We start from the raw sequence: 13,198 nt of genomic DNA on the forward strand, positions 1-13,198 counted from the left end.
CATCACACCCAACAATAAGTGTAATAAGCGCAATTCTTACAACGATTTTGTGATCTTTCTATTGGAGGAATTGGACCATCAACCAATTTTTGGATCTCGTCGCTCATTTCTCGGATACGTTTTTCTTCTTCCGCGGTAAGAATAACAGGTATCCGTTTTCTTTCCTTTGGAACAAGAAGCAAACCTTCAGCTTCAACTCCCATTTCTTTGAGCCTTATTAAATAAAAGAGCAATTGATCGCGTGCTCCATCAAGGGAATACTTCGATTTCTTAATCTCGCCTACAATTGTTTTGCCCTTTTTTTCTTGAACAAGATCCAGTTTTATGTTATCTATGACAACATCCTTTTCCCCTTTGTTTTCGTACGAAGTTTCGTGAAGAAGTCTTCCAAGGGCAAGATTAGTATTATCATTTTCAGGGAAAATTCTGTGAGCTACAAGCCATGCTTCGCGATGGCAGTTTGAATATGAAAGTATAAGATAACCGTTTACGTCTATCAATAAATATCACTTCCTGCAGAATGAAAACCAGTTACGCTGTCATAGTATCTTTGAAGTTCCCTTTCGTCGTTAGAAACATAGTGGAAACCATTAACAACAGGTGGCAAAGCATTTTCTGACTCATTCCATTTCAATCGGTAATTAACTATGTAAGGAGCAAGTTTCCTAATAGCATCCCTTTTTTCAGCTAGAAGCTCAAATTTGTCCTGTGTGCTTATGTCTTTTGAAAGTATTTCCTGATAATTTTTCCAGGCATTTTTTGCATTTTCGTCGAGTTCTATAAAAACAGGGTTCGTTGGTCTTTCTTCTATGAGCTTAAATTCATTAATTTTTGAAAATTCCAGCTTATAAATGTTTTTGAGTATCATTCGCGATTCTTCTTCGAATCCCTTGGTTTCGATTTCTGCAAGATAATTTTCAACAAGGTTATAAAGCATGGATTCACTGTAGTTATCATTATTAGAAAGTACTTTTCTAGAAGCAAACAACAAAACCGAATCGTATATTTTACTTGGATCTCTTTTACCCATGAATTCTTTTATATCTACAAGAATTACCTGTCCTTTCTTTTTCCTGTTCGATCTGTTCACCCTTCCTGCAACCTGAACAACACTATCAAGAGGACCAATATCACGAATACAATAATCAAAATCCAGATCCACACCAGCTTCTACAAGTTGAGTCGTGACTAATACACGAAAATCTTTAAGATTTTTTAACTTCTCAATTCGGTTTTTTCTTACTATCGGGGGAACTTCGCTAGATAGATAATATAGATATTTTTTATCTACGAATTCCGATATTTCTTCCAGTACAGCTTTCGCACAGCTAATTGTATTTAAAACCACCATAAGTCCTTTGCTCTCATCTCTGGCTTTTTCTACGACCTCTCTAAGAAATATTTCTTTGAATTTTTCGAAAGTTACTTCTCCAATATAATGAAGATCAAATCTATCCAGAGGAATTTCCCCAGTATAGAGATGTTTTCCAGAAATACCAAAACACTTTGGCATAGTAGCAGTCGAGAACACGAATTTAGTTCCACCATAATCAGCAAGAAGCTTCATTATTTTTCCTGTCAGTTCCCAATACTTCGGAGGTATAGCTTGAATTTCATCTAACAAGACTATTGACCCAGGTATCCTAAAAAATTTCATGTTTCGTTTATTTGTGAAAATAGAATGAAAGAAACTGACAAAAGTAGTTATAATTATCTCACTATTCCAGGAATTTATAAGAAGATCGGCGAGATATTTCTCATAGCCTTCGCCTTCTTTAGTGGAGTATTCTATATCAGATAGGTGATGTTGCTGTAAAACCTGATTCTCAGTTGGAAATGATCTACCAGTTTTTTCGAAAAGTTCTACGGCTACTTCATATGTTTGATCTATTATGCTCAGAAAGGGAAGGCAATAGATTATTCTTGGTACATAATCACTATTCGTAAGTTTTTCTCTGAGTTTTAGCCCAAGTGAAAACAAAGTCAAAGTTTTACCTATACCTGTTCTCCCTTTTAATATTCCTATGGAGAAGTCGGTATCATTAGTAGCTTCATGATAGAATTTGTTTCTAAGCTGGTTCATCGGATCTCTTCCAGGATTGTCAAAACCCAAGACTTTTCTATACTCTTCAACAAGGTCTTTGGGAATTGGATCCCTTTTTGGTAGTGGTCTATCCCTGAACGCTGCATCTGTTTTGTCTGCCCAATCAAGCAGGGATGAAAGATACATGTAAAGAATGAAAGACTGAATGTCATTAACTTCGTAGAAATGATCCTGGAATTCATCCTGCCATTCATCTACATTATCTTCAAGTTCCAAAGGATCCAACTTAGGTATCTGGATTTTATAAGCAAGTTCATTTAGAAACTTAGAATCGAGATTGGCTACCTGCCATTCCAACAAATCGACTTCATCATTTAGATCACAACCAAATTCAGGATATTCTGCTTTTCCGTGATGTCTTCTTACGAGAGTTACTATAAGAGGAATCAAATAATGTTTCTCTTCAGGTAGATTTGCTTTCAAATATTTCCCAACAGCAAATGCTCCCAGAACAGCATGCAGAGATTTTTCTTTATCATATTTTAACTTCCGGATCTTTTTCTGAAACTCCGGTGTTGCTTTACCCAGATCATGCAAATATGCTATCGCTTCTACGAGAAGTTTCAAGGTTGAATACTCAACTCCAAGAAACCTTTCAAAATTCATGTATTTCTTAGCAGTTTCTATTTCAGACTTCATCAGGTAATATACGCCTTTGAGATGATCGATCAATAATCTTCCAGGTTCATTTCCCATTGGAGGGTGTGAATAAACCTCAGACAAGCATTATCACCTCTTTTTGCTCACCGATGACAAGAGAAATAACACTTGTTTTCTCTGATTTTCTCAACAGTTGTATCTTTTTACCATTCTCTTCATATACTATTTCCGAGTATTCCTGAACTTTTCTCTCACAATCCATCCTCACAGCATGGGTTTCATGGAAAAGATTCAAACCACTCTCGAATTTGATTTCACCTTTATCAAAGAGATAAATTACCGAATCCACAAGCGTCGGGATTTCATCAACATGTTTTCCTTCAAAAAAACCAACATAGCTCACTGAGGCTAAGAACTCCGAAATTCCAAGATATGGAGTGTAATAACATTCTTTGTTTTTAACCACACTTTCTAGCTTTGCTAAAAAATCTTCGTTTCCAGATACATAAATCCTGTAAATCGGGGAAACGACACATTCAACAGGAACCAAGATGCTACCACCATTTTTTGTGTGTAGATATTTAAGATTGAAAGTCGTCTTTTTTATGGAGGTTAACAATCGCACCCCTGTTTTTACATTGTTGGTTTCAAAAAACTTAGAATGTTCACTTTTTCCAAATCCTCCACTTGAAATCCCAAGAATACTACCAATTATTCCAAGAACTGCTGTACGTGGCGGGATGGAGTACGTTAGAGCAGAAGTAGTTGTATATGGTTTTCTGAAATGAGCATAATCACTAGAGATATCTAAGACGAGGACTTTCATAAGCCCTCACCTCACTTTGCCAGCGGTTTCATCTTACCATCAATCAAATTCTCAATTTTGAAAGGTTCACCATTTAAGGTTAGCTTGAGTCTTGGATCTATCCTATATCTAATTTCTTTGATCTTATCGTTATATCTTTCAAGTAGTCCTTTCAGCTCTGAAACCTCTAAAACAAAATCGGAAATCCCTCTTATTTTCTCATCCAGAAGATCGGATACCAGCTTAATTGCTTTATCGAGCTCTCCTATATGGAAATTTTCATTATCGTTATATACAACATCTATAAGCAACCTGGGAAGCTGTTCCATCTTCGAACGAGTTATAAGGTCCCTGGTTCCATTCCACAAGGCTTCGAAGAAGAAATCGATGTCGACTTCACGAAGAAGAGTTTCCTTAGCTGTATTTTGATTTATTACACCATAAAATGCTATGCAAGAATAAGGGAGTTGCCATTTTTCACTGAAACTTCTTCCTTCTCTATCTTCCTTAGAAGCAAATGCAGCTGTCCCTTGAATAAAAACTGGATCTACTTTGTGTAGAGAACGTCCAAATCTAAACTGAACAGGTCCAATCATAGACATATTTAACTTAGAAATCGGAACTGTTCCCCCAAAGAGTCTTAAATCTATACATTTTTTAAGGAGTGCCTCTGCAGCAGTTTTTCTGTCATATTCTTTGCTGGTTATGTCGGGTATCAATTGTTTTGCCCTCTGTTCTGAGGTGATGGGGTCACCATTTATAAAAACTTCAAATTCGTACTCATCTTTTTCTTTATTAGCTGAAATCATGTATTCGCGACATGTCTTTTTTAGTCTTACATCGGAAACTATATTTACCCCCGTTACTTCATCCATCCTTGGCTTGTTTTCATCCAATGGATCTCCATTTGGATTTCCATCTTTCACATCATAAACGAACACAATCTCATGTCTGTTTTTTATAAATTCCATATCTATACCTCCCTATCCTCAATTTCTTTTTTATTCTCATTTGAACTCATCAACAACCTTTTCGAAGCTTCTCCACAGAGAAAAGCATAATTTAAGTCAGTAATAGAAGATTTCCATTTCATTCCAGCTTTTAATTGATATTCTCCCGCAATTTCAAAAAGTCTCTTCATAAATTCCACATGAGAGGCATCTTTGATTTTTGTCAAGTAATACTTGAACTTACTTTTCATATAAGATAGATGCTCCTTAAAATCATCTGGCTTCATCCTGTAGCCCTTTATTCTTTGATCCGCTGTTCCAGTATAACCCTGTGATTCTTGGATATCCACGAATATTGAATGAATCATCCCAATAATAAAGGTAAGTTTTAATTCGTCATTCTTGAAGAAATCCGGGTATAACTCAAAAAAATCTTTTAAAATCTCAGACTTCGATTTACTCAAATCTAATCTCCCCCCTTCATGAAGATTGTTCAGTCTGTTCAAAAAGTATCCCATTGCCACTATGTTGCCTCTTTCAAAAAAGAGATTTTTTCTTTCTTTTTCATCAGCATTCATTTTAAATGAATGTATATATCTCAACGCTGCCTTTTTGTATGGATCAAGATTTATCCTAAAACCTTTAAACATTGCCTGCATACACTTTAAGAAATCAGAAGGAGGAACTGGATTTTTGTCCGTTGCTTTTTTCTGGAGCTGAGAATAACCTTTGAAAACCTTCCAAAGAGTTTCAAACTTTATATACGGAGATCCCAGTGATTTAAGTTCATTTTCAATACTGGTTGCAGCAAAATTGATCATTTTCAAACGAGAAGGGGGAACGTCTTGAATGTTCAGGTATAACTTAACTTCGTCCTTTTTCCTAGCTTTCATGAAAAAAACAAAATTTAGCGTTGAATAGGTTTCTTCTTTTCCAAGCTTTGCAACTATCTTTCTTTCAAACTTTTCGTATCTCCCATTTTCTCCCTTAAAAGTATTTGTCAGGCTGTCAAAAGCAGCTAAAGTATTTTGAGCAAACCTGTGATGTTTTTCTATCCTTTCTCCAAAAAATCTAGGTAAGACATAAACCCGTGAATCATAAGAATCACAAGAACCATAAAAGTTTAGTGTTAGTTTTTCATCAGCTATCTTTTTACCAAGAGCTAATTTTGCAAAACATTCTGAACAAAGTGGCATTGTGATATCGTGACTTTTTTTGTTCATTCTATATGCAAAACCTGGTTGATCTATGGTAGCGAATTTTAGGATATCACTAACTTTGGCACCTACTTCGGTTTCCTTTCCACAGATAAAACACGTTCCTGCTCTCGACTTTGGTAATTTCTGAACTTCTCCCAAGAAAATCTTTCGAAATTCTTCTATCTCACCCACATAACGTCCACTTATTACCACAGTAACAAAATAGCGTTCATTTTTGTCACAATTTTTAGCTGCAACTTCAATATCCCTAATTATGACTTCTCTATTTTCTTTTAAAACTTTCTCTATATCAGAGATCAATTTTCCTTTATGAACCTCACAGTATTTAATAAATCTATCTATTATTCTTTCAGGTCCATGTTTGGCTGGTTTAAGTGTAAGAGAATAAGGGTCAAACCTTGCAGATGGAGTTTTTCTGTAAAGATAGTTTACATCCTTTTTTTTCTCCATAGAACAGCCAGTATAGATTAAAGAACCATTTTTTGTTTCCACGTTTATTGTAATTGTTGCTGTATATTTCGTTCCCAGATCTTCTGTAAGTTGTTGAGTTTCATCATAGTTCTTTTCGTGTATTTTACCGATTTCATATAACGCTTTAATCAAAAGTCATCACCTCTTTCGCATCAATTCAACCATTCCAAATCCCTGCGCGTTTCTAGAGCCAAGACCCCAGTTAAAAGCCAGTTTAATTAATTCAGTATTGCCAGATAGTTCGAACTTCCCATCCCAGGCTATTATTGTGAATCCTTTGTACTTTATAATCCTTTGCTTCATTTTACTTATTGGTTTTATTGAAAATTCATCATTTGAAAGTTCTAATCCTATCGCTTTTGCTTTTCTTAATAAGTTTTCTCTGATTTGGATTCCAAAATCCTTCTCAAACGGGTTATAGTAATAGCTTTTCTTTTTGCCTTCTGGAGTTACCAAAGTAGAACGAACCGTAATTGGTGATAAAGTTATCACCTTTATAGGAGACTCTTTAACTTTTTGATCAGAAACATCTAATTGAACAAGCTTTAATTTTTGACCAATAATATCCAATTCTTCACTCTTTAAAAATTGATTACCGATAGCTTGTATGATTTCATCAAACGGAGAAGCAATACTAAATGAAATTGGGGATTGAAAACTTATTCTGCCATTATATAAAGTGTGCTTACCTTTTATTCTCGAAAAAACAAAAGGGCGAAATTGCCTGCTGTTATAGAGGGGACCGCTTTCATGAAAATCCGGAAGTTTCTTCGAGACAATTTTGAAAATTAATGACTGAAGCATATGATTATAACTTATAGGAAGATCAATACTTTTATTACTCTCAAAAGCCAAAACGATTTTCACTTATTTCCTCCTATTTTTACCGTCAAGACACAGAAACCAAAAACACACCTTAAGTTTTTACAAGGGCATTTCTTTACGCAAGTATGCTTATTTTATGAAGTAACTCAATTAAATACTAACATATTAATTGTGTTGAATGCAAATATTTAGCATTATGTTATTTTTTTCAATCTGCTGCCACATATAAGAACATGTCGATGTCTAATAAGCAGAAATTCCTAGGAGATCGACAGAAACTTGTGAACTAGCGCAAGCGTCATTATTGGGTGAAAAGCTAAAATAAAGGGTGAAAAATTCCTTCAAAATTGATTTTTTTGAAAAAACCACAAAAGGTTATATAATCTATATAGTAATTGGTTTATAGAATACCTATGAGGAATTGAAACTTATAGATCAAAGCAAACCATGACGGTAAATTTAAGTTTATAGAATACCTATGAGGAATTGAAACCTAGCAAAAGACGAAGACACGGGACATTACCTCCGAGTTTATAGAATACCTATGAGGAATTGAAACTGCCGTTGAGAATTCCTTCAGGCTGTTCATTGGCGTGGTTTATAGAATACCTATGAGGAATTGAAACGAGGAATTGCCAAAAACTTTTGATTTTGTCCAAGCGTTTATAGAATACCTATGAGGAATTGAAACTTGAACCTGGTTTTAAATTAGTTGCAGCAACTTTGTGTTTATAGAATACCTATGAGGAATTGAAACTCGTTGCTTCGGTGGCACGCTGCGGCGACCGCAAAGTTTATAGAATACCTATGAGGAATTGAAACTTAATCAAAATTCCGATAGCTGAACCAGCTTCCTGCCCGAATGTTTATAGAATACCTATGAGGAATTGAAACTGGGACGGCCAACCGTGGGTTTGCGACATAGCCAGAACGTTTATAGAATACCTATGAGGAATTGAAACTTTAATCAAATCAAAGAGCGTGGTTACTCTTCAAGTTTATAGAATACCTATGAGGAATTGAAACCCAGTATAAATATCTTGAAGTGTTTCAAGCATTTTTGTTTATAGAATACCTATGAGGAATTGAAACGTTTTTGTCAAGCGTTTTAACAAATAAACTTAAAAGTTTATAGAATACCTATGAGGAATTGAAACAAGCGTATTCGCTCCACTTCTCTTTTATGAACGTTATAGTTTATAGAATACCTATGAGGAATTGAAACCCTTACATACGTGTTCCCTTTCATGGTGCCCACAAGTTTATAGAATACCTATGAGGAATTGAAACAGTAAGTTTTCTATCAACGTTATGTCCTGTTCTCGTTTATAGAATACCTATGAGGAATTGAAACTCCAATGGATCCCAAGCGCTTTTCCAAGCTGTCTGAGTTTATAGAATACCTATGAGGAATTGAAACATTTCCACGAGTTCTCCGTCTTTAGCAACGAGCGTTAAGTTTATAGAATACCTATGAGGAATTGAAACTCGGAAAATCAGCAGACAACCCAGATTCTCTCGTGTTTATAGAATACCTATGAGGAATTGAAACTTAATTTTCTTCCTGGAGGAGTGCTGGAACTTGAAGTTTATAGAATACCTATGAGGAATTGAAACGCAACGTGGCTAAACGGTAGTGCAACGCCGAATCAGTTTATAGAATACCTATGAGGAATTGAAACGACATTATAAACTTCTTTATGAAGAAGAGGAGGCGTGTTTATAGAATACCTATGAGGAATTGAAACCCGGGCAAAAACTCGCGTATGTCAGCCATACATGCGGATAGTTTATAGAATACCTATGAGGAATTGAAACTTTTATTTTTTCTTCATATCTTTCTATATCTTTAGTTTATAGAATACCTATGAGGAATTGAAACGAGAAAAGAGTTTTGTAATGCCTTATATCCTATATGGTTTATAGAATACCTATGAGGAATTGAAACTTCGCTGTCTTGACCGTTGCTATTCGTAACGGTCGTGTTTATAGAATACCTATGAGGAATTGAAACTTCGGGCACTGCGTGCAGTCCTCTGTATCCTTCGTGTTTATAGAATACCTATGAGGAATTGAAACCCAATCGTTTACTCCCTGTAATCGTCATAGATTTCGTTTATAGAATACCTATGAGGAATTGAAACTATTTCTCTGCAACATTAACTATCCGTGACTTCTGAGTTTATAGAATACCTATGAGGAATTGAAACACCGCCTTTGTGGTGCTTCCTCTCAGGGAATTTTTCGTTTATAGAATACCTATGAGGAATTGAAACTTGAAAAATTTGACGCTAAGAGCCGAGAAAAGAATAGTTTATAGAATACCTATGAGGAATTGAAACAACTCATCCCAATTTGTGAAACTCGAACCTATGACCGTTTATAGAATACCTATGAGGAATTGAAACATGTCCCAGCCTTTTAATTCTTCAAGTGTTCCTGTTTATAGAATACCTATGAGGAATTGAAACTAGTTTCTATCTATGGCTATCGTGAAAGTCGTTACCGTTTATAGAATACCTATGAGGAATTGAAACACGGCTAACAGTCGATATTATGAGAAAAACTCAACCTAGTTTATAGAATACCTATGAGGAATTGAAACTTCAGTAAGCTTCTTAATAAAAAAATCGAAGTCGATGTTTATAGAATACCTATGAGGAATTGAAACAGTGAATTTTTCCTTGACTTCCTTTTTGTTTCCGGTTTATAGAATACCTATGAGGAATTGAAACTTCCATACCAGCCAAACATCTTCACTACCGCCCGAGTTTATAGAATACCTATGAGGAATTGAAACGTTTTCTTCTTGCCAATATTCGCACTCCTTTTCAGTTTATAGAATACCTATGAGGAATTGAAACTGTACTTCTTCAATATAATTCGAATAAGTGCTAGCCAGTTTATAGAATACCTATGAGGAATTGAAACATATGGACATAACAACACTGGCACCGGAAATAGAGTTTATAGAATACCTATGAGGAATTGAAACAAGAGAATAGGAGGAGGGAGTATGAAAATCATAATCGTTTATAGAATACCTATGAGGAATTGAAACTAGCTTTTTCAGTTCTTTCTTTTATCTTCTGAAGCGTTTATAGAATACCTATGAGGAATTGAAACTCGCCATCGGTAACCACCAGCACTAACGCTTCTAGTTTATAGAATACCTATGAGGAATTGAAACAGTTTCATTCTCTCTCCTCCCTTCTGAACGTCTAATGTTTATAGAATACCTATGAGGAATTGAAACGCTTCTAAGCCGATAAACTGACCAACATTTTCGTTTATAGAATACCTATGAGGAATTGAAACCTTTCAGGAGAGAGATTAGCCAGAGCATTAGAAAATCGTTTATAGAATACCTATGAGGAATTGAAACTCCTTTCAGAACGTCCAAAAGGTTGCTCGCCTGCGGGTTTATAGAATACCTATGAGGAATTGAAACAGTATTCAAGTATAGAACCTTCACGATCAAGGCTAAGTTTATAGAATACCTATGAGGAATTGAAACATAAATAGCTGCATTAAGAGCATTAAACGGAAAAGTTTATAGAATACCTATGAGGAATTGAAACTACTTCGAGTTGTGAAGGATTTCCGCGTAGTTTTTGTTTATAGAATACCTATGAGGAATTGAAACTTGTACTTCAGCGCCCAGTCGACTATCAAGTCTCCGTTTATAGAATACCTATGAGGAATTGAAACATAAATAGCTGCATTAAGAGCATTAAACGGAAAAGTTTATAGAATACCTATGAGGAATTGAAACGTGCAATCGGTGGCCTGATAGTGGCGGCCGGTGAGTTTATAGAATACCTATGAGGAATTGAAACCTGGATACGAGTACAAAACCGGCGGCAGCACCGTTACCTTTCGTTTATAGAATACCTATGAGGAATTGAAACAGGCACAGGGTTACCATTCAAAAGCTCACACGCACGGTTTATAGAATACCTATGAGGAATTGAAACTTTCGTACACAATAGCTGTGTATTCTGGTAAATTCAGTTTATAGAATACCTATGAGGAATTGAAACCCGCACCGTTGTCCGAAATTGCGGGCTCCTATATCTCTGGAGGTGAATGAAGAATGGGTGACATAACAAGAGAAATAACCTACTTTGAATATTGTGGTGAAATAAACACCGAAAAAGTTTTGTCCCTTGCTAGAGAGAGATGCGGAAAACTAGGAATTAAGAAAGTGGTTGTTGCCTCAGAAACGGGTAGAAGCGCACTCAAAGCTCTCGAAATCTTTCATGGGATGAATATAGAAATGATTGTTGTTACTCACTACCCTGCGAGTACATGGGGACCGAAAGGTGACATCCCTATCGGACTTATGAGAAAAGAATACTCTAAAATACGGGAGAAATTGCTAGAAAAAGGTGTCAAAATTATCCAGGGCACAAGACCTTTTTCCCCTCCATCCAGACATATTAACTGGGAATATCCAACACCTGAAGGTATTATAGATAAGATCCTTGAAATTTTCGGCGCAGGTACAAAAATAGCTATTGAAGTGGCTCTTATGGCCACAGATGCTGGAGAAGTGGATGAAGGCGAAGAAATCATATCCTGTGCAGGTACATACAAAGGTTTGGATACGGCGCTGGTTGTAAAAACGGCGTATAGTATGAACTTCTTTAAGAACTTTGAGGTTAAAGAAATAATCGCCAAGCCCAGATGCAGAGTGAAAGAACTCCCTGAATACAAATTTAAAAACTGGAAAGGTGACTTGAATAAATACTATGAATGGAAGATGGAGAAATCTGAATGATTCCCTGTAGATTTAGATACAATCTCTTTCCGGAGCGTTTATAGATTACCTATGAGGAATTGAAACTAATATATTCAGATGTAGCTCCATCGAGTTCGAGTTTATAGAATACCTATGAGGAATTGAAACTACCAACCACTAAAATGACCTACCGGAAAAATTAAGTTTATAGAATACCTATGAGGAATTGAAACCAGAATGAGGTCATATAAAGCGCTTGCGAGAGACTGTTTATAGAATACCTATGAGGAATTGAAACAAGACTCCTATAAGGCGTTATAGGAGCTGGAAGTATTGGGTTTATAGAATACCTATGAGGAATTGAAACAGCAAAAAGCCAACGAGATGTGGAGCGAAGGGGATGTTTATAGAATACCTATGAGGAATTGAAATTTCCCTATCCATTCCCAGGCACCATCAATATCGACGGTTTATAGAATACCTATGAGGAATTGAAACTAAAAATGGCAATAATCTTGTTGTCGATCAGGTTTGTTTTTAGGTTACCTATAAGGGCTAGAAGCGTACACCGTGATACCACTACTATTGACACTCTACCGGTTTTTAGGTCATCTGTAGGGGGGAGTATACTGCTCCCTTGAAGAATTGGACAGGTAAAAAGTAGAGAGATAAAATAAAGGCAAGGGGGTGCAGTTAATGGCAAAGAAACTTTCGACAGAAGAAAAGATGGCAATAATTCTGGAAGGGCTTCGTCGAGAAAAGAGCGTTTCTCAAATCTGCAGAGAACATGGAATTTCACAAGCTCAGTATTACAAATGGCGTGACAGGTTTCTCGAAGGAGCCAAAGAAGGCTTGGAAAATGGGAAGAAATCCAGGGTAAAGCAGCTCGAAGAAAAAATCGAAGAACTCCAGAAGGTAATTGGGAAACAGACCATCGTCATTGAGACCTTAAAAAAAACAGTAGTACATCCAGGCAACGGGAAATAGTGACATTGCTCCTTGAAGAGGGATTTAGCGTTTCAGAAGCTCTGAGGTATTTGAAAATCAGCCGGAGCACGTATTACTACAAGCCCAGGGAATACAGTCGAAGAACGAATGATGAAGAAATACTCAAAGAAATAGAAGAACTCAAACGAGAACACCCTTACTGGGGATATCGTCGAATCTGGGCGATGTTGAGGAAAAAGGGCAACAAGCTCAACCGAAAGAGAGTATACCGGATAATGAAAGAGAATGGATTGCTGTTCAAAGTTGAGCACAAAAAAGCTTGTAGAACCATTCAAAAAAAGATAAAGCCAACCAGGCCCAGAGAGGTGCTTGGGATCGACATGACAAAAGTATTCACAAGAGATGCTGGTTGGGCATATTACATAGCAGTGATAGATTGGTACACAAGAGAAATCCTTGGATCGGAAATAAGTCTCAGGTGTAGGACGGAAGAATGGTTGAAAGCGTTGGACAGAGCCTTAAATGAGGGGT

The 13,198-nt window shown here is 36.2% G+C and carries 7 protein-coding genes, 1 pseudogene and 2 CRISPR repeat arrays; of the genes and pseudogenes, 2 read left to right on the plus strand and 6 right to left on the minus strand.

Annotated elements, in window-relative coordinates; all coding sequences use genetic code 11:
- Nucleotides 1-2: 2 nt before the first annotated feature.
- From cas4 to cas6, 6 genes are read right to left on the minus strand one after another with little or no spacing between them, the layout of a single operon-like run.
- Complete coding sequence (cas4, locus tag DU53_RS03515) at nt 3-500, minus strand: CRISPR-associated protein Cas4 (RefSeq protein WP_082853790.1); 498 nt, start codon at nt 498-500, stop codon at nt 3-5.
- On the minus strand, nt 497-2,800 hold the full coding sequence (gene cas3, locus DU53_RS03520; RefSeq protein ID WP_161484742.1) for a CRISPR-associated helicase Cas3': 2,304 nt from the start codon (nt 2,798-2,800) through the stop codon (nt 497-499). Before cas3 ends, cas4 begins: the two co-directional genes overlap by 4 nt.
- Nucleotides 2,801-2,819: 19 nt before the next feature.
- Nucleotides 2,820-3,530, minus strand: coding sequence for a type I-B CRISPR-associated protein Cas5b (gene cas5b / locus DU53_RS03525; protein ID WP_063727532.1), 711 nt, complete (start codon nt 3,528-3,530; stop codon nt 2,820-2,822).
- Nucleotides 3,531-3,541: 11 nt separating this feature from the next.
- On the minus strand, nt 3,542-4,480 hold the full coding sequence (gene cas7b / locus DU53_RS03530) for a type I-B CRISPR-associated protein Cas7/Csh2 (RefSeq protein WP_063727534.1): 939 nt from the start codon (nt 4,478-4,480) through the stop codon (nt 3,542-3,544).
- Nucleotides 4,481-4,482: 2 nt separating this feature from the next.
- Nucleotides 4,483-6,282: a TM1802 family CRISPR-associated protein gene (locus tag DU53_RS03535; RefSeq protein WP_063727536.1), complete on the minus strand. Its 1,800-nt coding sequence runs from the start codon at nt 6,280-6,282 to the stop codon at nt 4,483-4,485.
- 6 nt (nt 6,283-6,288) lie between these two features.
- Complete coding sequence (cas6, locus tag DU53_RS03540; protein ID WP_063727537.1) at nt 6,289-7,017, minus strand: CRISPR-associated endoribonuclease Cas6; 729 nt, start codon at nt 7,015-7,017, stop codon at nt 6,289-6,291.
- Nucleotides 7,018-7,373: 356 nt separating this feature from the next.
- A CRISPR array of direct repeats spans nt 7,374-11,018; the repeat unit is 30 nt; unit sequence GTTTATAGAATACCTATGAGGAATTGAAAC.
- A 53-nt stretch (nt 11,019-11,071) separates the two neighbouring features.
- Here cas6 and DU53_RS03545 point away from each other — a divergent pair.
- Nucleotides 11,072-11,758, plus strand: coding sequence for a pyruvate kinase alpha/beta domain-containing protein (locus tag DU53_RS03545; protein ID WP_063727539.1), 687 nt, complete (start codon nt 11,072-11,074; stop codon nt 11,756-11,758).
- Between the two features lie 36 nt (nt 11,759-11,794).
- Nucleotides 11,795-12,348: direct repeats of the CRISPR family, unit length 30 nt; unit sequence GTTTATAGAATACCTATGAGGAATTGAAAC.
- Nucleotides 12,349-12,415: 67 nt separating this feature from the next.
- A pseudogene (locus tag DU53_RS11870) lies at nt 12,416-13,198 on the plus strand (IS3-like element ISKol7 family transposase); the annotation flags it as partial.

It is taken from the genome of Kosmotoga sp. DU53 (genome assembly GCF_001639905.1).
GTDB lineage: Bacteria > Thermotogota > Thermotogae > Petrotogales > Kosmotogaceae > Kosmotoga > Kosmotoga olearia.

Coding starts and splice junctions, on each gene's coding strand:
- cas3 (WP_161484742.1), bottom strand. CDS start 2,800: ATGGGAAATGAACCTGGAAGATTATTGATCGATCATCTCAAAGGCGTA.
- DU53_RS03545 (WP_063727539.1), top strand. CDS start 11,072: ATGGGTGACATAACAAGAGAAATAACCTACTTTGAATATTGTGGTGAA.
- cas5b (WP_063727532.1), bottom strand. CDS start 3,530: ATGAAAGTCCTCGTCTTAGATATCTCTAGTGATTATGCTCATTTCAGA.
- cas7b (WP_063727534.1), bottom strand. CDS start 4,480: ATGGAATTTATAAAAAACAGACATGAGATTGTGTTCGTTTATGATGTG.